Here is a 22,584-nt window from a genome sequence, read left to right as displayed (position 1 = left end):
TTAATCCATAAGGCGGGAGAGAATTTCCTGCGGGACTTTGGATCGCAAGTTTGGATAAGATTCCAGAATGCGTGCGATATCCGCGAGGTCCTTTTGTCGTTTGCTCCCACGGCGCTCGGTATCCGAAACCGCCCAGACTTTTCCCTGCAAAATATCCTCCACGTTTGCGACGGGCAATTCCATCCCCAACACCGTGCGTGTCGAAGCACGTTCAAGAAACGATGCATAACGCGCATCGGTATGGACCTGCACGCGTACATCCGAGCCTGGCATGGAGATGTTCAAACTGTGAGGGAAACGTTTTACTGTAAATTGTTTTTCGAGCAGGGATTCCACTCTCTCGATCTGGTGAACTGCCACCACCAAATCAAGGTCGAGACTGACCAGCGGTTCGACGTATGCGTTGACAGCCTGCCCGCCGATGACGCAAAACTGAATATCCCGATCTCGTAATAACGCGATCAGGTTCTCAAGCAGATTTGAATGGTCCATGGTGACTGTTTTCCAGAATTGCAAAACTTGCATGGGCGCTCACTTAAAATCATTCTACCATCAGGAAAGCTCCTCGGGCGATTCCAACCAGAGGAAAAACCATAGAAGCGCCAGTGGAAAAAGGTGGAGATAAAGCCTGTCCAGCGAAGTGCTCAAATGCCAGGAAAGGTCATGCGGCGTGAGAAGATAGGTTCCGAAGTAGACTGCAAGTTGTATACCGATAATGGCGGGAATACTCCACAAACTGGAGACCTGCTGATTTGACCTGCCGATGAGGATCGCCGTCAAAATTATAATTCCGAACAGAGGGAGGGGCGCGTCGCCGAGGTTCCATAAAGTAGTGAGCGCCTGTTTGATGATGATCGCGTATCGTTCCGGGTCAAAAAGTTTGTCGATCAGGTTCCCCCGCGCGGAAAGCAAATCATTCGATGGGGCAAGGAAGAGTTTGAAAAGGATGACCACGACAAGCGGAAAAGCCAAGCCAGGCATGTATTCCTTGAACGCCTGCCGATTCGTTTTCCAGATGACCAGCACCCAAATGATTGTGAATCCAAATATTGCCGCGAGCCCTTCGTTCTTTGCCCAGCCAGCCAGCCCGATGAAGAGCCCCGAGAGCAGGGCGAGGTGTTTTTCTTTCGTTTGAAGATACAACAGAGTCAGTCCTCCCGCCGCAAGGATGAGATGTGCTAGGAGCATGTCCGCGTACTGGCGCATCCCCTGCCCGATTGTGAACGGAAGCGAGATAAAGATGACTGTTGCCAGCACCGCTTGTTTGAAACCCCGGAAACGGTTTATGAAAGAAAATAAAAGCCCCGCCGTGAAAAAGGTGTTGACGAAGTGAAAGGCAATAGGTCCCCAGGTGGACGGTTCGCCGATGAGCGACCATGTAATGGCGATTGTCATCGCCAGAAACAACGGATAATCGGGATGATCCAGTTGACGCAGGAAGGTATTTTGCCAGTCCGTGCCGCCGAGGTAAATGAAGCGGGCGACCACGTTCCAATTGATCCACGCATCGGAGAGTCCGTGCGGATGTTGGCGGGAAAGCATGAAGAGATTAAGCGCGAAGAGCAAAACGCAAAACGCGAGGAGCAAAGCCCAGATGGCGTTTGATTTGTCAGAAGTATTTTTAATAGTGAAAAGTGGGCGGTTGTAGAAAAACACCATCACTGCGAGAGCGATGGCAATGAGGCTTTCAAGAATTGCATAAATCGACAGAGGCAAACCAGCCCAGATCCATAAGAAGGCGAAGAGGGAGGAGAGCCCGAAACCGAGTCCCGCTGAAAGGAAAATCTTGATGAAAAAAGAATTTCCATCGTTCTTTTTCCAGAGAAAATGGGCGACGCAAAATCCCAATGCGATGCGAGGGAGAAGCGCGGAGAAGGAGAACAGCAACGTCATCTATTCGTCCAGGTCGTGGATGAGGTACAAGCCAAAACCGAAGCTTTGGGTTTCATGCGCTCCGAATGTTTCATCCAGCCATGCTTCGATGTTTTCGTTGTCGTTGAAATTCCCGATGACCCACTCTTGGTCGACGCCGATCTGCAAGGCGGCGGGAGCAAGCGAGTATTGCATCAAAAAAAATTCGTTTAGGTCGAACAACGCTTGATCTCCGCTGACCGTTGAATCGTCGACATATCCAAACTGATCCACGCCGGAAGGCAGAGCCTCGCGTAAAGCCCGGGCATGTTCCTCCCATTTGGTGACCATCTCGTCTGACGGATTCCTCCACTCGCCTGAAGAATATGTCTTGGAAAATTGGTAGACCGCAAGGACAAGGGATAGGACTGCCAAAAGGAATGGAGTCGATTTCCGTACGAATCTCATGCGCATATTTTATCGCCTTTGGGAAGGGGAATGAAAGAGGAAAGATGAAGAGAAGAGCAAAATGTAGAAAGTGGGAAGCGGGTAATTTAGGGAGAGGCGGAATAGAAGGGGGCAAGGGCACGGAAGATGGAAGAGACAAAGAAAAAATTGTTAACCATGACCAGCAACACGAAGACGCTTAGTCCCCATTGCATCCACGCTTTTTCAGCCAAATCGGAGTATGCCAGAGCGGCGAACAAAACCAGGGCGTACACCCAGTACGAAGTGTAAAGAAACAGTTCCGTGCCGTAGAACAGGTGCATGAGGAAGTTGAATCCCAGCGCGCCGAGGAGACCGAGCATCAGCGGTGTGTGTTTCGATGTGTGGACATTTTTTATGAACATCATAAATGCGCAGAGAAGCAGGACCAGCCAAATCGCAAGCGGCAGGTTGGAGAATCCCTTGTAGGAGGCGAGAGTCCTTTCACGGACGTCGAAGGTCTTGAGGTCGATGGTGGGGAAGGGCGGCTTTTCCGAAACAGATTCGATGACATCCGGCGCGACGATGCCGTATAGCAGTATGGAACGCGAGACGACGTTGAACTTTCGGATAACGGATGAAGGTTCGGATAAACGGATGGGGTCGGATAGGACGCCTTCGCTTTCGGGGCTGACAAAACTGAACTCGAAAGCAATATCTTCAGGGACAAAAAAGAAGGTAATGTGTTTGGGATAAATGATGTTCGTGATCAATGTGAGCAAAACGCCAAGAGCCAATATGCAAAATATATATTGGATAAGGCGTTTGAGATCGAATTTATTGAAGAAGAGGGCGATGATTCCCTGCGCAATGTTGGTGATGGTGATGCCGAAGAGGAGCAGTCCGGCTGGGATGAGAAGGGAGAAACGAGTCTCTTTGGCTTGCAAAAGGAGAAAAAAGAAGATCAACGATGCCGCGCCGAAGATGTAGTTTTCTACCAATGAACCAAAGAGCAGGTGAGTTGCGGTCGAGCCAAGAAGGATGGCGAAAAGGAAGGCGTGGGTTTTGGAATCCGTGGCGCGTTTGACGAAGAACCAGGTCATGAAGACGCAGGCGGCGGCAACCGCAGAGACGACGAGCATCCCGCCGAGGGCGTAGTGTTCGCCCATCATGCCGGAAACGAAACGCACCAGCGGGCGGATGAGGATGAGACTCAACGGATGGACGGAGCGATTGATCGTCGTGCTTTCAGGGCTGGCGAGGATGGTCATCCAAGGACCGGCGTCGGATTCGAAGAGGACAGTGTTGTGGTCAAGCGCGGGATGATTGAGGGATCGGGAGATGACAAGCTCGATTAGGAAGACCATTCCTGCGGCGTAGAGTCCGGGGAGGTGCTGGATGAAAGAAGGAAGTGAAAAGTGGCTGGTGATGAGTGACGAGTGACGAGTGATGATAATGAAAGACGGGAGGGCGGAAGCGAGGACGGTGAGGAGGAAGAGCGGCATCCATTCGCGGTAGATGCGGAAGTAGTCCACTACGGACATGGAGGGGAATTGGGAGGTAGAGATGATGAGAGCGATCCAAAGAACGGGAAGGGATAAGGCAAGGATGAAGTTGAGCGGCTTGCCGAGGAATCCGTCGCGAAATGATCGTGTGGCGTGTTGAATGAGGAAATAGCCGATGGTCGTTCCGATGGTCATGCACACAGCGGTAAAGAGAAACATCCCAAACGGGGTGCGCAGGACATCACGCATGAAGCCGACAGCGCCGTAGGTCAGGTTGAGAGTGAGGAGAAATGAGAGCAGGTAATAGGGAATAGTGAATTGGATTTGGGGATTTCGCGTCCACGCAGATAGGTGGGGAAAGGCTTGGTGGAAGAAGATTCCAATGGCGAGAGTCGGGACGAGGATGAGAAAGAGGCGGTCTATAGGCGAGGAAAAACTCGAATAATGGAAGAAGGTCACAGCCAGGAAAATACTGGTGAGGAGACCTGTCAAAAAACTGAAGAGGATGCGGAGGAATTTCATGGGATGAAATACCCGTCGCCGAGGACGGCGACGGGAGCAACATTTATTCCTTCACCGCCACGATGATCTCGGATGCCTGGTCGTAACGATGGAATTGGGGCATCATGTAAATGCCGCCCGCCCAGGGTTTGATCTTTTGAATCAACTCGACGGCCAGTTCCGCGCCGACCTTCGCCGAGTTGTCTTTTGCCGACTCGATGCGCGCGCGCGATTCGTCAGGGATGAAAATGCCGGGGACTTCGTTATGCAGGAAGTTGGCATGCTTTGCGCTGACAAGCGGCAGGATGCCTGCGAGGATGGGCTGATGAAGTTTTCCATGCTTCGCCTCATAGGCTTCGAGAAGTTTGGGTCCGTCGTTCGGGTCGTAGATGGGTTGCGTCAGGAAGAAATCGGTTCCGGCTTTGACTTTGCGGTGGAGATTCTTGACCTCGGTGTCGACATCCTGAGGGCAGAGGTTAAGCGCGGCGCCAACGAAAAAGTTCGTGGGTTGACCGATGCTCGTGCCGGAATGATCGACGCCCATGTTGAATCCCTGCTTGATGAGTTTGATAAGACCGGATGGGACGAGGTCGTAATTATCCATCGCCTCGGGATAATCGCCAATGGAAGTTGGGTCACCCATGACGACGAAAACATTCCGCAGACCAATAGCATGAGCCGCAAGCAGGTCGCCTTGCACGCGCAGAAGATTCCGACCGCGTGTGGGGAAGTGCAGGGTTGTTTCAACGCCCAACGTTCTTTGCACAACATCACACACCGCCCAGGCAGACATGCGCATTCGCGCCAAAGGGCTGTCGGCAACATTGATAATATCTGCGCCGGAGTCGTGAAGCAATGACGCGCCTGCCAAAAGTTTATGGGTGGAAAGCCCGCGCGGCGGGTCCATTTCCACGCAGATGGTGAATTTGTTTTCCGAAAGCCGTTGCGCGAGATGGGTCGGTTGTTCGGCGGGTTCGGCGAAGATCTCGTCTTCGGGTTGTGTGGAAATTTCCGTCAGGATAATCGAAGGCGAAGCATCGAGTGATTTCTTCATCGCGGCAATATGCTGGGGAGTCGTGCCGCAGCAACCGCCCACGATGTTTGCACCGGCTTCGCGAAACAACAAAGCGTAATCGCCGAAATATTCCGCATCGGCTGGATACATGATCCGCCCGCTGACCTGTTCGGGCCAGCCTGCGTTCGGCTTGACCCAAAACTTCGCATTCGGTTCCGCCTGCCGCATTTGTTTGAGAATGCGCAGTAATTGCGAAGGTCCGCCCGAGCAATTGACACCGATCACGTCCGCGCCAGCCGCAACGAGACGATGCGCGACCTTTGCCGGGTCATCGCCCAATAAGGTTCGGTCGTCGCGGGTGAACGTCACAGACGCAATGATGGGCAGGGTTGAATTTTCCTTCGCGGCAGTGATCGCTTCCTTGATCTCGTACAAGTCGGACATGGTTTCGATGATGATCAAGTCCGCGCCGGATTCCGCCAAGGCTTTGACCTGTTCTGCGAACGCCTCACGCGCCTCCTCGAGCTTGACTCGTCCATACGGGGCGATCCTCACCCCAAGCGGACCGATGTCCCCTGCAATCAACACATCCTTGAACGATGCGGCGACGACTCGCTTCGCCAGTTCCACTCCTGCGCGGTTGATCCCGGCGACATCCTCCTGCAATCCGTGCTTGGTCAACTTATATCGGTTCGCGCCAAAGGTGTTTGTGATAATGAGTTCCGCGCCAGCCTCGATATATTCGCGGTGAATCTCGGCGACTGCGGCAGGATTGGTCAGATTCAACTCGTCGAAGCATTTGTCGAATCCGATACCGCGCGCGTGGAGCATGGTCCCCATCGCGCCATCGGCAAGAATTGTTTTTTTTGTAAGAGTTTCAAGCAGGTTCATGGTTTTCTCTTTCAATAAATGTAAATCACAATTCTATTCAAGGTTTTCTGATCACAGCCAGTACGGCATCGCCGCGCATTATTCTATGAACGATTACTGCGCCCGGTTGAGCGGTTTCATTGTCCATAAAGCGCGAGGATGCTACCACATATTCGTATCCGCTCACCGGTTGATAGGAACTCCACGAATTGACGTTGAGGTCCGGGCGCGAGAAGGGGAAGAACACATTTCCAGGTCCCTCGACCCAGACTCCGGCGGAGGGAGAGGCGTTCTCGTTGATGTATTCCGCCGCCTCACGATAGGACGTCAGCCAGTAGTCCGTCTCGAAGCGCCCGCTTGCGCCGTGGACACCTCCAATGAATTGGTTGTAATACGAATACTCATAAGGATACAGCGAGACAACGCCGAAAAGACTCGGAAGAAGGCAGACAGCGATTACAACGGTCCGCCATATAGGTTTGGTAATTCTCTCGAAAAGAACTCCAACCATGAGAAAGACTGGAGGAAAGATGAAAAGAATCTGCCTGAAGTTATCATATAAAGAAGCGCCGCGAAGCATGAGGATCGCCACGGGAAACAGGAACCATAAAAGAAACAATATCGGCAGGCCCGTTTTTTTTGCCGAACCAAACAAGGATAGGTACAAACCTGCAAGTGCCAGGATCCAAACAGGCTCGGTGAGTTGGATGGAAAATAATAGTGGTAGATAAGAAAGAGGCAATGCCGTCGAGGGAAATTTCGCGCCGTTGAAAAGCACATCTCCCTGCCAGGGATAGGATGACATGGTGGTGAAACTTTCCCAAAAATGACCGACGGGATCTAGCCACAGGTAGGGCCATGTCAGGTAGGCGGCGGTGATGGCAATGAAAGCATACATGATGAGGGCGGGGATCGAGGACTTTCCCGAAGTGCGTAATAGGTAATATGCAACGATCAAACCGGCGAAGGGGCCGAGAACGCGGGTGGAAGTAGTGAGTCCTAACAAGATTGCTGGAATGAGAATAATCACAAGGAGTTTCAACAATACAGGTTGATGACGCCGCCAGTAATAAAGGAGGGCGGTTGTTGAAACCAGAAAATAAAAGGCACGCGCCTGCATAAATAACGTGAAGTACCGCCGGATATAAGCTCCCGCCGGGGCCTCGTTTAGTTTGGTGGCGATGAACGAGATGATATTTGTTTCACCCGCTTTCGCGGACATAACCAAAGCAATGATGATGTTGTGAATGACCTCAGTGGAAGCGAAAAGCAAAATGATGGATAACAACCAGAAAAGTGAGATAATAATCGTTTTCCTTCCAATCGATTGATGAAATTCTTCTAGCGAAAGTCGTTGAATCACATCGACCATTTTGAATCCGGCGGCGACGCTCAACAAAAAGAGGGAGAGGAAAGGAGTGTCCTTTGGATTAATGAAGGCATGACCCCAGAACAATGGCTGTGTTGCAAAGAATAAAGTTGTACCGGCAGCGGAAAGCGGATCCAGCCAGCGACGGGCGAGCGAATGAAAGGCTATGAGACCCGCAAAATAGGTAAGGAAATAAACAAGATGCCGCAAGTCCGTGGCGGGAAGATTTAGTAATTGATCGAGAAATCCGGTTGAGACATACACGAATATCACATAGGCTGGACCGTAATGACGGAGATTTTCGTGTTCGAACTCCACTTCGCCTTTTTCCATCCATGTGGAATGGGATTTGATGGATTGCTCCGCATAAATCTGGAGCAGGTTCTCGTCCCAACTTTCGCCGTAATTTTCGAAGGTCAATAATCCGAACAGGAGGATCAAGGCAAAGATTATCAAAACCGGGAGGTTTTGCTGAAAGAATGTTGAACGTTTTGTGATTACAGATTCCACTGTCAAGGTTTCTTTATCACAGCCAGATCCGCGCCGCCGCGTGAAATGGTGTGGATGGTCTCGGCTTGGGGATAAACGGTTTTATCAAAGTCATATCGTGTGGTGACGACGATGTAGTCTATCGGTTCGGACGGTTCGAGGCGGCTCCAGGAATAGACGTTCTCTTCCTCTTTTGCAAAGATCGAATATAGATGACCCGGACCTTCGACCCAGATTATGGAATCGGGCGGGGCGTTCTCGTTGAGATATTCCGCAGCCTCGCGGTAGGACGTGAGCCAGTAGTCAGTCTCGAAACGTCCTTGCACGCTACCGACTCCGCCTACAAAGGAGTTGTAATAGATGTATTGATAGGGATGAAGGTTGATGAGAGCGGTCAGACCGGGAATCAGGGTAAGCCCGATTGTAACGATCTGCCATTGAATCCCTTTGATCCGATCGAAAGACAATCCGGCAAGAAGGAATATTGGAGGCAATACGAACAGTATTTGGCGGAAGTTGTCGTAAAGGGAGATATGCAGGAAAATGAACAATAGGGTTGGAAGTAAAAACCAAAGGAAGAAGAGGATCAATAGATCTTTTTTTTGAGCAAACTCTTTAACGATAAAAATGAAACCAATGGCAGCAAGGATCCAGGCAGGTTCAGTCAATTGAATGCTAAAGAGGATGGGCAAGTAGGAAAAAGGTAGGTCATCTGCCAGGTATTTCCCACCGTTGAATAACACCTCTCCATACCAGGGATAGGATGCCATTTCTCTGAAACTGCCGAAAAAATGCCCAATGGGATTCATCCACAGGTAGGGCCAGGTGAGGTAGGTCGCGATCATGGCGACGATGGCGTACATGGTGAGTGGAGTCAGCGCGGATTTGCCGCGAAAACGCAAAGCGTAAAGCATAACGAGCAAACCGGCGTAAGGTCCGAGAATGCGGGTGGAGGCGGTGAGTCCCAAAATGGTTGCCGAGGGGAGGATTGTGATTAAAGTAGTTGGTAATTGGTAATTGAGTTTGCGCCAGGCGAGCAGAAGGGCGAGTGTGGAAAGAAGAAAGTAAAAAGTTCGGAGTTGGAGAAAGAGGACAAAGTAACGCTGGGTGTACGTCTCTGCAGAGATGCCGGTGATGTTCTTCGCGATGAGGGAGAGAATATTCGTGTTACCAGATTGGGCGGAGAGGACGAGGGTCTGGACGTAGGTATGAATGTTTTCGGTGAAGATGAAAAGCGAGAAGACAGAGACCAGCCATACCATGTTCAGAAGCGCGAGGATTCGTTTGGAGCGAGGGGAAAGGTCGATGGGTGGATTCGGTTCTAGCTTGTCGAAGGCATTCATCCCCAATGACAAAGAAAGAAGAAAGAGAGAAAGGAAGGGCGTGTCTTTGGGATTGATGAAGGCGTGACCCCAGATCAGGGGTTGGGTTGCGAAAAGCAGAGTTGCGCCGAGTGCCGGGATGCGACTCGCAAACCGTTTGGCGATTGAATAAAATGCGGCGATGCCTGCAAACCACGTGAGGAAGTAAATGAGATGTCGAAGGTTTGCGATGTGAATTGGGAGAAATGCACTTAGGAAGTTGGAGGTTACGGCGGTGAAAGAAATGAAGAAAGGACCATAGAACGCGAGGTTCTGCGGGTCAGCTTCCACGAAGCCCTGCCGAGGCCAGGTGGCGTAGGCTTGCATCGAAAGCTCGGCATATTTTTGAAGGGAGCGGTCGTCCCAGCTTTCGCCATATTGATCGAAGGTAAAAAGACCTGCGAGCAGGATGAGGGCAAATACGATTGTTGACAGGTGTTTCATCATGAAATCAGCCCGCAAGTTTTGCAAGCCACTGGTTTGCGGATGTGATGAAGGGAGACGGCTCGTTTTCCTTGCGCGTGGCAAACACCAGCCAGAGGACGATCATCGGCGCGAGCAGGCGCCCGTATGACCATGGGAAGAAATCAAAGGACGGCTGGATGAATTCAAAGAAGTAGGCGCCGAATAACCAAATCCATTGCGCGGGGGAATGGATGCGTTTAAGCAGGAGCAGGAAGGGAAGCGTGACGAATAATCCGTGATGATCCCAGACGATGGGCGAGCCAAGGGTCATGAAGATGAACAATGCCGGCGCGGCATTGAGGAGACGATTCTCTTGGGAGAAGGATCGTTCGCGGATGTTCCGTGCCATGGAGTAAAGCGTGGCAATCAGCAGGATGATTTTTGCCACGAGCGCCATGATGCGGGTGGTTTCAATCTGAATCCCGAAGAAAGGATTGAGAAAACGCAGGAAGGAATCGAAGGATGTGTCGTGGAAGTTCGTGTCTGGAATCTGTGTGAGGAGGACGGCATTATTGACGTATTGGAAGTATGGGTCAAAACCGTTAATCGCTGCAGGGATTAGACCGATGACAAGAAAACTGAGCATGAACCAAGCCAGCCAGCGCCAGTTGAATTCGAGCAGGAATGCCAGCACAATGACCGCAGGGGAGGTCTTGAGATGAATCGCAAGCGCGAGCGTAAGCGCGGAGAGGAGGGTGTTTTTGGGGTAAGCAAGAAGGCTAAGAAAAATCAAATCCATCGTCAATAGGTTCACTTGAATGAAGCCGAGCGTCCGCATGAGCGGGGTGTTGACGAGGATGAAGATGACGGTGATGAAGATGGAGAGGTGTTGGGAGAAGTTGTAGTGTTGGAGGATTTTGATGAGTAGAAAGTAAAAAGCGGAAAGTGCGATGATATTGACGACCCAGAGGACGATCATGAATCCCTGATCACCTATGGGGACGAGAAATCGAAGCAGGGTTGCCCAAAGGGGAAGGTAAAGATATGTATCGGGCAGGGGCTGTCCGTTCGCGAGGGCGTTTGCAGCTTCGAGGTAGTAGTGGTAGTCGCCGTAGCGGAAACGTTCGCGCAGGATTCCCAGATAAACGAACATCACAAGAAAGAATCCAGCAGTCAGCCAGAGGTTGGATTTGTTAATCTTCTCATTTGCGAGCAAATATACCAATGCGCCGATCAGCAGCCACGAGGCGGCCGTGGATGCCAATGTCACCGCGAGGTTCGAAAGCGGCCATTCCTGAATGAAGAGATCCAGCCCCATCATGCCATTGCGAAGGTAGATGACGGCGAGGCTGGCGGCAACAAGGAAGGTAACAGCATACCAGGCATTCATCGCGGTTTTGAAATATTTGCTCATGCGTTTATCTTACCAGCAGTTTTATTTACAGCGCCCTTCCGGACCCAGTTTTTTGATGAACGTGAATACCGCTTCGCCTCGACCGACCGTATGAACGGTTTCCGATTTTTTGCAGCGCCCTTCGTTGACGTTTTTCCGCGTCAGGATCAAGACGTAGTCATAAAGTTTCTCCTCCGAGTAATCCGTCTCTTCGGTGACAACTTCCATATCTGGGCGGGCGTAACTGCTGGCAATGTCATTGGGACCGGCAAGGATGAGGATGCGCGCTCCCTCCGGTGCGACCGAGTTGACGTATCCCATCGCCTCTTTAAAAGATATTCCCCAATAATCCGTCTCGAAGCGGCGGACCGCGCCGTCCACGCCGCCGATCAGGGAGTTGTAATATACGTATTCATAAGGATGGAGCCTAACGAAGGCGATCAGTCCCGGCAGGACGGTAAACAACAGGAAAATACTTCGATGTATGGGACGGGTAACGCGGTTGAATACCCAATCGATTGCGAATCCAGCCGCGAGAAACATGGGAGGGAAGAGAAAATACAACTGTCGGGCGTTGTCGTATAGATTACTTCTCAATAAAACGATCGCGGATGCAGGCAGAAGAAACCACCCGGCGAAGATCGTTATCGGTTCGAGGACTTCCTTTTTCCGAAAAGACAAAACCAAAAGCGTAAAACCAAACCCAAAGAGCAGAAGCAGGGATTCGGTCAGTTGAAGCGCGAACATCACAGGGAAATAAAATCGCGGGGTGCGGTCCGGGGGTAGGAGCGTCCCGTTGAATAGAACCATCGCATCGAAAGGGAATTTCGACATCAAGCTGAGACTCTCGAGATAATTCGGGATGGGCGCTCCCCATAGAAAGGGCCAGGTGAGATACGCAGTCGTGCCCGCGATCAACAGATAGGGAACGCAAATCGTAAGCGCGTTTTTCCAATCCTTGATCGCCGCGTTTGTCAGCGCGATAATTCCAGCAAGCGGACCCAGCACCCGAAATGAAATCGTCATTCCCAGAAGAATCCCGGCAAGAATGAGCCAGATCAGTTTACCCGAAGAACGAGGCGTGGCATCCGTCATACGTAATCCGAGGTATATGCTTGCCATGAAGAAAACCATGAAAGGCGTATCCTTCGGGTTGATGAAGGCGTGTCCCCATAGCAATGGCTGGGTCAAAAACAAAATCGCGACCCCGAACGATGCCCATTCGCTCATCCAGCGTTTTGCCAAAAGGTAGAGGGTGTAAACACCAATGAGGAAGGTTGCAAAGTAAACGAGATGCCAGGCGTCAACATCCGACCATGAAGGGATCAGAGCCGTGAGCCCGCGCGATAAGATTGCTGCGATCATAAAAAAGGCTGGACCATAAAAATCGAGATTCGTGTCGAAGTTCGGCATGTCTTTCGGATGCCAGAAATATCGATAGACCTCGAGTGTGTAATCGCCGTAGCGGTAAATATCCGGCTCGTCCCAGCTCTGGCCGTATCCTCGGAGGATGAAAATCCCTGAGAGCAAACTGATCGTTAGAAGAACGAAAATGGGGCGCTTGAAAAAGGTCATTGCTTCGTATTATCCCGCAGAAACGCAAATTGCAAAACCAAGGCGAGCACGATCAACGCAGGCGGAAGGAAAGACCAACTGTAGCGCGGGAAATATCCGATGGGTTTCAAGACCGCATAGACCGGCAGCATGCTCAACAAAAAGAGACTCAGGCGCAGGTCCAACTTTTCAAGAATCCCCTTGCGATAGACCAGCGAAACCAGCGCAGTCGACAATCCAAACAAAATCGGGAATGCGATCAAGACCAGATCGAGCGGATGAGTACGGATCTGGAAGGCAAAATACTCCCGGTCGCTGCCAGCGATGACACTTGCAATGCTTTCCGCTATGGAGGCAAGGGACGATTGGTCGTTCATTTCATGCGTCAAAGTATAGCCTGGATGAAATTGGGTATAGATGTAGGCGATCAACAGGGATGGAAAGGGGATCGCGATAAGATAGACAAAAACACGCCTCCAACTTAACCGAAGCCAGTGGACGAAAGAATCCCAGGCTTGCGCCAACCCGCCAGTGAAGGAAGGCGCAAGGAGGGTGATCGATGTGAAGATGGCTCCTGCATAGTTCAGGCGCAGCATCCCTGTGATCAGTCCGAGAACAAACATCGCGCCAAATTTGTGTTCTTTAGCATAATACACGGTCAACAGCAAGGTGAGGATGGCAACCGGTTCGATCAACCCGAAACGAAAAAAATAAGTGAAACTCAACGGCAGGAGCAGCAGGATAAAGAAGACACTTGAAGCAATAAAGGAAGCAGGTTTGGCCAGGCCAAAGAACAACCCCATCTTGTTCATGAAAGCGGCGCTCAAGAGCGCGCACCATGCATTCAGGAAGAATTGCGCCGACAGGGACTGCCCGAAGAGGATGTGCAGAAACCCGACGACGTAGGGAAACAGCACTTTGTAAGCCCAGGGCGGTGATTGGATCAGGAACGTATCCCCGCCGACATAAATGTTCCGTGCCAGAATCTGGTATTCCATCGCATCCTGATATTGGGGGATGGGGATCACAGCGGCAATGTTGTGCATGTCCAGCGGCAGAAACATAAGGAGCACGGGAAATCCGATCGCGAACATATACCCCGTTCCTGAATAGGCTTGGAATCCCCAGAAGTATTCGTATGCCTTTGCCAAGGTAAAGGCAAGAACGATGATCAGAAAAAAGAAGTCGATGCCGGGCTTGTCCGCAACATCCACTACGTAATAAAGGACGAATCCGGTGAGCGCAAGATAAAAGTCGGGAAGGGAGATAGCTCCCGTTCTGTATGAAAAATGGATTCCATCCAATAAAGCGAACGCGATAACCCCAAAAAACACCAGCGCGATCAGGTTTTGGACGAGCTGAAAACCGCGCATTGGGAAGCTGGGATTGGAAGGATGAAGTGAGATTTTTGTTAATGCAGAGGCGACCGAACCGTCCGACCTTAGGATGACAGGTTCGAACCGCCCATTTCCGTAGTTCGGGAAGACCAAAAGGCCTTTGATTACTGCATTACCGATATAAGGCAAATCGGTGAAAAAATCTACATCCAGGTCTTGCACGGATTTGGTGGTCTCGACGGGAATATATTCACCGGTCGAGAGGTCCACGAGTTCGATCTCGCGTTCCACCGCACCTTGAAGAAGAATGACCAGTCGTTCGTCTTCATTCATGGAAATCACACCGTTGATTTCCACTGTCATCCGGAAGCTTTCCTTGTCGAAACCGTGACGGTTGATGGATTCAATAGGAAATTCGAAGAACGTCCGGTATGGTTTCTGCATCACCTGGCTGTAGGAGGGATCGAGAGATGATTCGTACGTCCTCTCGAAAAAGCCGGAGGCGCGATCTTGCTCTGAAAGGTATATCCGTATACCCAACCCGGATTGGGGAAGGAAAAAACTCAGGGATATTTTGGCCGCAAGTAACAGGGCGAGAAGAAGCGTTACTATTTTTTTCGAGAGGAATCTTTTCCCAAAGAAAAAGGCATAAGGCAACAACATTGTCGCAGTGATGAATTCCCACGATGTATTCCATGGTACGCCATCGAAAATCGAAGGAACGCGCGAGGGGATGACAAGGATTCCATACCCCAATGCCAGGGCAAAAAACAAATAACGATTTGACGCGACGTTTTCCCGGCTTGATTTGCCCGGGATAGGAGAGAAGTAAAGGACTTCGATTCCGATCAGCCAGACGCAAACGGGAATCGCGGCGATTATTTTCAGGGAATCGATATTCGGCATGCGGAGAAAAAGGAAGGCCGAAAGCAGAATGGGAATCGCAAGCGCGCCAAGACGCGTGAGTCTGTTTTCCAAAACTGAAATGATAACGGGCGCCCTGTTCTTCAAGATGGCTGGCGCAATTAGGCAAGCCATGCCAGCTATCATCGTCGCAAGTGCAAGCAGAGTTGTGGTGCGCAGAGTTTGAGAAAGCGCAATGGCAAGCGTCCAGATCCCTGCAAGTGTCAGTTCAAAACCGGCAAGTTGGAAGAAGCGCATAAAGCGGCGTGGATCGGTCTTGCTTGAATTGCTCATATCATTTCATCAACTGCTCGACTCTTGATTCACCGACCGAGTAATATTTCGCGACCTTGTGATGGACAATAATCGCCGCGGTGGATTGTTCGGGGATCAGCTGATATGACGGGCTGAGGGTCATGCCCAATTCCTGTGTGACCGCGGGCAGCAGTTCGAAGATCTTCTGATGATCCTCCAACTCAGGGATGGCGGGGTAGCCCCACGAGTAGCGTTTGCCTTGATTCTCAGGGATGCCCATCTCGCGGCGCAGATGCTCGTGCAGGTAATTCGCGGTCGCTTCGGCAGTCTGGACGCCCAGTCCATGCGTGAAGTAGGCTTCGGTGTAGTTGTTGGCAGATTGCAGTCGTTCGAAGCGTTCGGTTGCCTCCTGCCCGACAGTGACTACCTGGAAGGCGACCACGTCCATTTGACCGGATTCGACGGAGGCATAGTAATCCGCAAGGCAGAGATGTTCGTCATACGGCTGGCGCGGAAAGGAGAGTCGCGTCAACACCTGGTCGAGATTTTCTGGGTTGTAGACGATCAGATCGTCGCCCTCCGACTGGGCGGGAAAGAGTCCGTACACGCCCTGGGGATTGAGCCACTTCTCGCGCAACGCCTCTTTCTTCATCCGGAGCAGGCGCGCGTCGAATTCAGTCTTTAGCTTGTCCCACTCCGCACCGTGGGTGTTCTTGGCGCCCCACGAGAGGCGATACAGTTCGTTGATATTAAGATGCGTGAAGACGATCTCCAGCGGCATGTTCTTGACCACGCGCATGCCGAATTTGGAGGGAGGCAGGGTGAGAGGAGCGGGCTGAATGTTTGAACGTTGTAAGGTTGGCACGTTGGCAGGTTTGGCGTTAGCGCGCCCGAGTTCCATCTCAGCTTCCTTGACCGTTTTGGCGAGAAGTTCGGGACGTTTCTCGTCGTTGATGAGGATGTCCATCGTTTCAAGACCTTCGAAGGCGTCCTTGCAGTAGAAGACGCCGGGCTCGTAGAAATCTCCGCTTTCGGTTTGGAGGATGCGACGCCCAAAGCGACGGTTGATCGCCGCGCCGCCGATGAGTACGGGGACTTTGTGTCCACGGCGGTGCAGTTCGTTGACAATGAGCGGCATTTGTTTTGATGTAGAAACCAATAATGCCGAGAGCCCGATAGCGGTAGCATTGACTTCCACAGCTTTGGTAATGATCGTCTCTGCTGGGACTTGCTTGCCGAGGTCAATGACGGTGTAGCCGTTGTTGGCGAGAATCGTTTTGACGAGGTTCTTGCCGATGTCGTGCACATCACCGTAGACCGTGGCGATGACGACTGTGCCTTTGGTGACGCCTTCCATCTTCTCCAAATAATTTTCAAGATGGGCGACGGTCTTCTTCATCACTTCCGCGGATTGCAGAACGAACGGCAGGATCAACTCGCCCGCACCGAATTTGTCGCCGACTTCTTTCATGGCGGGGAGCAGGACGTTGTTGAGGGTGTGGACGGCTACTTCGTGTTTCGTTCGTAAGACCTCCGAGGTCTTGGAGACCTCGGAGATCTCTCTGGTAATGATCTCATCAATATCCGCTTCGACGCCGTCTTTCTTGCGATGGACGATCTTCCAGTGCAGGCGCTGTTCAGGGGTCATGCCTTCGGTGGGATCGGTGAGAGTCGCTTCGGATGTGGGCGTGACCTTTTCGTAGTATTCGATGTATCGTTGCAGGGCATCCTTGCGGCGGTTGAAGAGCAGGTCTTCGCAAAGTTCCTTTTCTTCGGCAGGGATGTCGGCGTAGGCGGTGACGTGGGCGGGATTGATGATCGCCATGTCCATGCCAGCCTGGACGCAGTGATAGAGCATGACCGAGTTCAAAGGCGGACGAGCATGCGGCGCGAAACCAAACGAGAGATTGCTCACGCCGAGCGATGCCATTACACCAGGCAATTCTTGTTTGATGAGACGAATGCCTTCGATGGTTTCGATGGCGGAGTTGACGAATTCTTCGTCGCCAGTGGCGAGGGTGAAGGTGAGAGCATCGTAGACCAAATCTGCGGGCTTGAGTCCATGGTCGTTGACGGCGATGTCGTAGATGCGTTTGGCGACTTCCAGTTTTTTCTCACGGGTCTTTGCCATGCCGTTCTCGTCAATGGTCAACACGATGACTGCAGCGTTGTGGTCTTTGGCGAGTTTGAAGATCTTATCGGCTTTATCGCGACCTGACTCGAGATGTGTTGAGTTAATTAAACATCGTCCAGGCGCGGTCTTGAGTGCGATTTCGAGAACGTCGAGTTCGGTTGAGTCGATCACCAACGGAACGTCCACGCCCATCTCGAGTTTCTTGACAACCTTGCGCATGAGTTCGGCTTCGTCGGGGCGTTCGGTGACGGCACAAGAGATGTCGAGGGCGTGCGCGCCGAAGTCCACTTGTTCGCGGGCAATTTCGAGGATCGAGTCATAATCCTCCTCGAGCAGGAGCCGCTTGAACTTGCGCGAACCCTGGGCGTTGAGTCGCTCGCCGAGCAGGGTGGGAGGTGGGTCCTGTCGCATGGCGATGGCTGACATGGCAGAGGCAAGCTGAGGCGTAGATTGATCCGGTCGCTTGGGATGTGGATGCGCATCCAGTTTTTGAATCAGCTGTTTAAGGTGTTCAGGCGTCGTGCCACAACATCCACCAACAATTGAAATATTATGTTTGGTCACAAATTCGTAGAGGTCGTTCGCAAATGGTTCGGGCTCGAGCGGATATACGGCTTGACCGTCGACGTTGAGAGGAAGTCCTGCATTTGGAATACAGGACACAGGCAGTGTGGAATTTTCGCCGAGGATGCGGATGGGCTCGCGCATGTGTTCGGGTCCGGTGGAACAATTGAGACCGATGGCATCGATGCCCATGCCTTCGAGGATGGCGAGCGAGGCGTTGATGTCGGTGCCAAGCAACATGCGACCTGTCGTATCAAGCGTGACCTGAGCCTGGATCGGCAAATAGACCTGAGTCTCGTCCATGGCTTTGTGCAGACCGATGATGGTGGCTTTGACTTCGAGAATGTCCTGCGAGGTTTCGATGAGGAGGACATCTACGCCGCCTCGAATCAGACCGACAGCCTGCTCGCGGAACGTATCCACGAGTTCATCGAAGCTGACGTTGGATAGCTCGGGGTCGTTGGTGGAGGGAAGTTTGCCTGAGGGTCCGATGGAACCCGCGACGAATCTCGGTTGGGTCGTGCGTACTGCGTATTCATCGGCTAATCGTCTTGCCAGAGATGCCGCTGTTTCATTGAGTTCGATAACTCGATCCTGCAATCCGTATTCCTGCATCGTGATGCGATTGGAACGGAAGGTGTCCGTTTCGAGGACATCCACGCCGACCTCAAGGAACGAGCGATGGACTTTTTCCACGGCTTCGGGATACGAGATGACGAGGTAGTCGTTGCAGCCGTTGTATTGCTCGCCGCCGAAGTGTTCGGCAGTGAGGTTTTGCAGTTGCAGACTCGTTCCCATTGCGCCATCGAAGACAAGGACTTTCTTTTCGAGGGCGTCGAGGTAACGGCGGTTAGTGTATTTGCGTTGGGTCATTAATTAAGCACCTATTCTTCCCAAAATGGGCGTAAAAATTTGGCGGGGTTTGCAATAAATGCAAAAAAAGCGAGGACACCAAGTAAAGAAATGTCATCAGAAATGTTGCCGCTATTGGTAATAAGATATTTATTCGTGGAGTATCCATGTGCAGAATTTCTTATTTGGCGGACTACCTCACGAACATACTCATCAAATGAAATATTTTCCCCAGTAGGCAAGTTGACTGTTTCGGTCTTGTAATTCTTAAGGTCACTTAACACAACCGAGTCGATCACCTTGATTTTCAAGTCTTGTCTAACCCTCTCAAGCTCACTGATAAGATATTTACTAAAAATTCCATGATAGCTTTGAAGTCCATCTTTGATAATATCAGTTTTTGTTTTAGGAATTATGAAATCTTTGAACACTTCTACTTGTTCGCGATTTGTTTTTTCTTTTAATGAAGCAAGTTGATCCAAGATTCGAAACAACGACATTTTTCGCAGAAACTGATTTTCTTCTGTAATCAAGAACACAACCTCGTCGCATATTCTTTCAAAATTCAACCAAACGAAATATTGTGTCAAATTTGACCAATATCCATCACCTCTCAAGAAATTTACGGGGTCTGTAATATAAAACAAAAAATTATTTAAACGATTAACATATTGATTGAAGAAATTCCACCACTCTTGTTGCGAAAATTCTTTATTTATCATTGAAAAATGATCAACTTTTGCCCCTACAAGAATTTCAGAAGCGGATAGTCCTTCTCTGCTTTCATGTAAAAGCAAGGATGCTTCCGATTGAAAATATTCAATTCCACTTCTCGGAAATACTCCCCTGACATTTTCAATCCTTTCTCCAAACATGAAAATAAATGTATCAACAAGCCTCGGAGACAAAAAGCCAATAGGCATAGGAAGCGACAGAGCAATAGGAATTGATAGATATTTTGATGGTCGTACAATATGTGATGGTTGTGCATCTGCAAGACCAATATATTTTAAATATTTTTCTTTATCCTTAACATCTCGGTTCCCAATCTTTTCAATTGCACCTAATAGGCGCAAAACAGATAGTTTGGAGTTTAGCGTTACATCCATAGAAGAAATATATACAGAGCCATTTGGGTGCCATTTGAAAAAGTTTGGAGCCAGATGATCACAAAAGACATTAAATAATTGATTTTTAGACGAGTAGAATATGTATTGTGATAACAGCTTGAATCTGTGAAAATCTTTTTCGTTTTCTAAATCCTTATCAATACTTGGTAAAACATCATCCGCCAGAGAAAACGGCGTCACATCTTTGTAAAATGGAGACGTGTAGTTTAGTAAACGAAAGTTTGCTTGGTCTTTGTAGTTCTTTTTGTTTATTCTCTTCGAAAGCTGAATTAATTTTGTAGTTGTCCTTACATCGTAACTTGTCTTAAAGTATATATTTCCGTTTTTCGCGGCAACTTGATATGGGCTCATCTTGAGCATGTGTTTAGCAAACTCAGAAAAACCATCACCTTGTTTCCCTATCAGCGCCCATCTAGCTTTCATAAATATTCTCCAATAAATCCTTGCATATCTTCAAGATGGGCTAAAGCCCTTCCCTAGTTCGTGGAAGCACTTCGGGGCTAGGCAATTCTTTTCCTCAACACCAGATCATACTCTTCATAGCCAAGTTTTTTATATAGCGCCAGAGCAGACAGATTATCGTCACCGGTTTGCACGAGAATACTCCGTGCGCCTTTTTGGACTGCGATTTGCTCGGCGAAGGCAATAAGTCCGCTTGCAATGCCGCGCTGACGATATTCTTCCATTACGTATAACTCGGTCAACTCAGCGTGGGGAGTGGAATATAAAACACTTGGCACCACATGCACAAGGGCGAAACCAACAACTTTATTCGCTATTTTTGCAAGGATGGCCGTCTCCACACAGTTTGGGTCGCTTATGCGGGCGGCGATGGCTTCGGGAGATTCGTCCACTTCATTAAAGAGCAGATTCAATTTTGCGACGGCGGGAGCATCGTTCGCAGAAGCAAGAAGGATGTTTACTTCTGTTTTCATGTCATTTCGCGCCGGAATGAATGGATGATTTGCCGTCATTCCAATAAACTTTTTGCGTGATGCCGCTGATCTTCCACTCACCATTCTGTTGCAGAAGCTGGAAGATATAGAAGCAATGCGAAGCGAATTCTTCCGTCTCAGACCTGCGCCACACCATCATGGATGCGCGGCAGGTCGCGTCGCCGGAATTGGGGAAGTCAATTTCGTAGTTGCTGACCAAGTGATGCAGTTTCAAATGATCGAGCGACTCGCGGCGCGATTTGACATAATCCGCAGCGGAAACGGTTTGCGATGGCATTCCGCGCAGGTCGGAATAATCCGTATAAATGGATTCGGTGAAGCAGGATTGCAATCCAGACCAATCTTTCAGGTCGAAGCTGTTCGCGAATTTGGCTATCAATTCTTGAATTAACACTCTATTATTGACCGACATACATCTCCTTATACAACAAAAAAACCTCTCATGAAGAGAGGCGCTTTATAAGGCATATTTCCTCTCTCATCTCCCAGACAGTTGTCTGCCGAAATTGGCACCGCTTGAACGGTTGCCGAGGCTTCATCGGGTCGGTCCCTCAGCCTCTCTGGATGAGTCTATCCGTTTCTTGTCTGCGTTTTATAACACGGAGGGAAGATAAATGTCAAATAAAAATCATGCTTGACTCACATTCCTTTAACCGGTAGACTCACGACTAAGATTTCCCTTACCTGTATAGATGAAGACCGTCAGCCCCATCAAATCGTTCGACATGATAAAGCTGCTTGCGGATTCGCGCCGCATGGATATTCTGCGCCTGTTGATGGCGGCTCCCGCCACGCTCACGCTTCTTGCACGGACCTTGAAACAGTCGCCCGCCTGGGTGCGTCATCACATCCTTGCGCTTGAGTCTGCCGGGCTGATCGAGATCAGCGAGATCCGTAAGACAGGCAAGGTAACGGAAAAGTTCTACCGGGCAAAAGCAGATGCATTGCTACTACAAGAGATCGTTCTGCCCAAGAGCCGAAAACCCTCGCTCATCTTTTCCGGCAGCCATGATATTGCGCTTGAGAATGTAACCGACCATCTCACCAGACATTTCAACCTGCTGAGCCTGCCCGTCGGCTCGCTGGATGGGTTGGTTAATTTGCGCCAAGGGCTATGCCAGATCAGCGGCTCGCATTTGCTGGATGAAAGCGGCGAATACAACACGCCTTTTGTAAAACACCTCTTCCCAGACCGCGACGTGGAAGTCATCACGCTTGCGTACCGCATGCAAGGATTGATGCTGGCAGGCGGAAATCCCAAAGGCATCAAAAAGGTAGCGGATATCGCCAAACCGAATGTCCGGTTTGTGAATCGCAATCGCGGATCGGGGACACGCCTGTGGCTGGATGCTGAATTGCGCAGGCTAAGAATCCCAGTGGAGAAAATATCCGGGTACGAGAACCAGGTCAAAACACATAGTGAGGCGGCAATTTTAATTTCCCAAAACAAGGCGGATGTATCTCTCGGTTTGCAGGCGGCGGCCCATCAGAAAGGATTGGACTTTATCCCGCTCTTTGAGGAACGTTACGATCTTGTCCTGCCGCGTGAACAGGAAAGGAATCTCAATCCGCTATTCGATTACATCCAGACCGCCGACTTTCGCGCGTTGCTGTCGTCATTGACAGGCTATGACACCCGCCACAGCGGGGAAGTGGTGCCGATCTAGTTTTTTTATTTTGCATTTACGATTAGGTTTTTCCTTAATCGTTCAAT

15 protein-coding genes and 1 riboswitch are annotated in these 22,584 nt (G+C 50.4%); of the genes, 1 reads left to right on the top strand and 14 read right to left on the bottom strand.

The genetic code is table 11. The features are described 5' to 3' along the window. The 14 genes from HS100_03955 to HS100_03890 form a co-directional block, all read right to left on the bottom strand. Window positions 1–492 (bottom strand): nucleotidyl transferase AbiEii/AbiGii toxin family protein, encoded by a 492-nt coding sequence (locus HS100_03955; protein ID MBE7433044.1) that lies wholly within the window; start codon window positions 490–492, stop codon window positions 1–3. Between the two features lie 60 nt (window positions 493–552). Continuing rightward, window positions 553–1,893 (bottom strand): glycosyltransferase family 39 protein, encoded by a 1,341-nt coding sequence (locus HS100_03950; GenBank protein ID MBE7433043.1) that lies wholly within the window; start codon window positions 1,891–1,893, stop codon window positions 553–555. Next, window positions 1,894–2,319: a hypothetical protein gene (locus tag HS100_03945; GenBank protein MBE7433042.1), complete on the bottom strand. Its 426-nt coding sequence runs from the start codon at window positions 2,317–2,319 to the stop codon at window positions 1,894–1,896. An 86-nt stretch (window positions 2,320–2,405) separates the two neighbouring features. Further along, a complete protein-coding gene (locus HS100_03940; protein ID MBE7433041.1) occupies window positions 2,406–4,304 on the bottom strand; it encodes a hypothetical protein in 1,899 nt (632 codons plus the stop codon). 43 nt (window positions 4,305–4,347) lie between these two features. Next, window positions 4,348–6,189, bottom strand: a complete 1,842-nt coding sequence (locus HS100_03935) for a bifunctional homocysteine S-methyltransferase/methylenetetrahydrofolate reductase (GenBank protein MBE7433040.1) — start codon at window positions 6,187–6,189, stop codon at window positions 4,348–4,350. Between the two features lie 37 nt (window positions 6,190–6,226). Further along, on the bottom strand, window positions 6,227–8,047 hold the full coding sequence (locus HS100_03930) for a hypothetical protein (protein ID MBE7433039.1): 1,821 nt from the start codon (window positions 8,045–8,047) through the stop codon (window positions 6,227–6,229). A 2-nt stretch (window positions 8,048–8,049) separates the two neighbouring features. Then, the gene (locus HS100_03925) at window positions 8,050–9,831 is read right to left on the bottom strand and encodes a hypothetical protein (GenBank protein ID MBE7433038.1); all 1,782 of its coding nucleotides are present in this window, start codon (window positions 9,829–9,831) and stop codon (window positions 8,050–8,052) included. Between the two features lie 7 nt (window positions 9,832–9,838). After that, window positions 9,839–11,206 carry a DUF2029 domain-containing protein gene (locus HS100_03920; protein ID MBE7433037.1) on the bottom strand — a complete coding sequence of 456 codons (1,368 nt, stop codon included), beginning with the start codon at window positions 11,204–11,206 and terminating at the stop codon, window positions 9,839–9,841. A 21-nt stretch (window positions 11,207–11,227) separates the two neighbouring features. Next, the gene (locus tag HS100_03915; GenBank protein MBE7433036.1) at window positions 11,228–12,760 is read right to left on the bottom strand and encodes a phospholipid carrier-dependent glycosyltransferase; all 1,533 of its coding nucleotides are present in this window, start codon (window positions 12,758–12,760) and stop codon (window positions 11,228–11,230) included. Then, on the bottom strand, window positions 12,757–15,273 hold the full coding sequence (locus tag HS100_03910) for a hypothetical protein (GenBank protein MBE7433035.1): 2,517 nt from the start codon (window positions 15,271–15,273) through the stop codon (window positions 12,757–12,759). The genes HS100_03915 and HS100_03910 overlap by 4 nt, the downstream gene beginning before the upstream one ends. A 1-nt stretch (window position 15,274) precedes the next feature. Next, a complete protein-coding gene (metH, locus tag HS100_03905; protein ID MBE7433034.1) occupies window positions 15,275–18,805 on the bottom strand; it encodes a methionine synthase in 3,531 nt (1,176 codons plus the stop codon). A gap of 11 nt (window positions 18,806–18,816) precedes the next feature. Beyond that, complete coding sequence (locus tag HS100_03900; protein MBE7433033.1) at window positions 18,817–20,337, bottom strand: hypothetical protein; 1,521 nt, start codon at window positions 20,335–20,337, stop codon at window positions 18,817–18,819. A 77-nt stretch (window positions 20,338–20,414) separates the two neighbouring features. Then, complete coding sequence (locus tag HS100_03895) at window positions 20,415–20,849, bottom strand: GNAT family N-acetyltransferase (protein ID MBE7433032.1); 435 nt, start codon at window positions 20,847–20,849, stop codon at window positions 20,415–20,417. Between the two features lies 1 nt (window position 20,850). After that, complete coding sequence (locus HS100_03890) at window positions 20,851–21,282, bottom strand: nuclear transport factor 2 family protein (protein MBE7433031.1); 432 nt, start codon at window positions 21,280–21,282, stop codon at window positions 20,851–20,853. Between the two features lie 63 nt (window positions 21,283–21,345). Then, window positions 21,346–21,441: riboswitch (SAM riboswitch) on the bottom strand. 121 nt (window positions 21,442–21,562) lie between these two features. Between HS100_03890 and HS100_03885 the strand changes: the two genes are divergently transcribed. Next, the gene (locus tag HS100_03885) at window positions 21,563–22,537 is read left to right on the top strand and encodes a helix-turn-helix domain-containing protein (GenBank protein ID MBE7433030.1); all 975 of its coding nucleotides are present in this window, start codon (window positions 21,563–21,565) and stop codon (window positions 22,535–22,537) included. The last annotated feature ends 47 nt before the right edge of the window (window positions 22,538–22,584 follow it).

The sequence above is a fragment of the Anaerolineales bacterium genome (assembly GCA_015075725.1).
Classification (GTDB): Bacteria; Chloroflexota; Anaerolineae; order Anaerolineales; family Villigracilaceae; genus Villigracilis.
This window is presented reverse-complemented; position numbering and strand designations above follow the sequence as displayed.

Bases quoted from the DNA above. Each gene is read 5' to 3' on its own strand.
- HS100_03940 (MBE7433041.1), bottom strand. From the start codon at position 4,304: ATGAAATTCCTCCGCATCCTCTTCAGTTTTTTGACAGGTCTCCTCACC.
- HS100_03885 (MBE7433030.1), top strand. From the start codon at position 21,563: ATGAAGACCGTCAGCCCCATCAAATCGTTCGACATGATAAAGCTGCTT.
- metH (MBE7433034.1), bottom strand. From the start codon at position 18,805: ATGACCCAACGCAAATACACTAACCGCCGTTACCTCGACGCCCTCGAA.
- HS100_03920 (MBE7433037.1), bottom strand. From the start codon at position 11,206: ATGAGCAAATATTTCAAAACCGCGATGAATGCCTGGTATGCTGTTACC.
- HS100_03955 (MBE7433044.1), bottom strand. From the start codon at position 492: ATGGACCATTCAAATCTGCTTGAGAACCTGATCGCGTTATTACGAGAT.
- HS100_03945 (MBE7433042.1), bottom strand. From the start codon at position 2,319: ATGAGATTCGTACGGAAATCGACTCCATTCCTTTTGGCAGTCCTATCC.
- HS100_03925 (MBE7433038.1), bottom strand. From the start codon at position 9,831: ATGAAACACCTGTCAACAATCGTATTTGCCCTCATCCTGCTCGCAGGT.
- HS100_03915 (MBE7433036.1), bottom strand. From the start codon at position 12,760: ATGACCTTTTTCAAGCGCCCCATTTTCGTTCTTCTAACGATCAGTTTG.
- HS100_03895 (MBE7433032.1), bottom strand. From the start codon at position 20,849: ATGAAAACAGAAGTAAACATCCTTCTTGCTTCTGCGAACGATGCTCCC.
- HS100_03910 (MBE7433035.1), bottom strand. From the start codon at position 15,273: ATGAGCAATTCAAGCAAGACCGATCCACGCCGCTTTATGCGCTTCTTC.
- HS100_03890 (MBE7433031.1), bottom strand. From the start codon at position 21,282: ATGTCGGTCAATAATAGAGTGTTAATTCAAGAATTGATAGCCAAATTC.
- HS100_03935 (MBE7433040.1), bottom strand. From the start codon at position 6,189: ATGAACCTGCTTGAAACTCTTACAAAAAAAACAATTCTTGCCGATGGC.
- HS100_03900 (MBE7433033.1), bottom strand. From the start codon at position 20,337: ATGAAAGCTAGATGGGCGCTGATAGGGAAACAAGGTGATGGTTTTTCT.
- HS100_03950 (MBE7433043.1), bottom strand. From the start codon at position 1,893: ATGACGTTGCTGTTCTCCTTCTCCGCGCTTCTCCCTCGCATCGCATTG.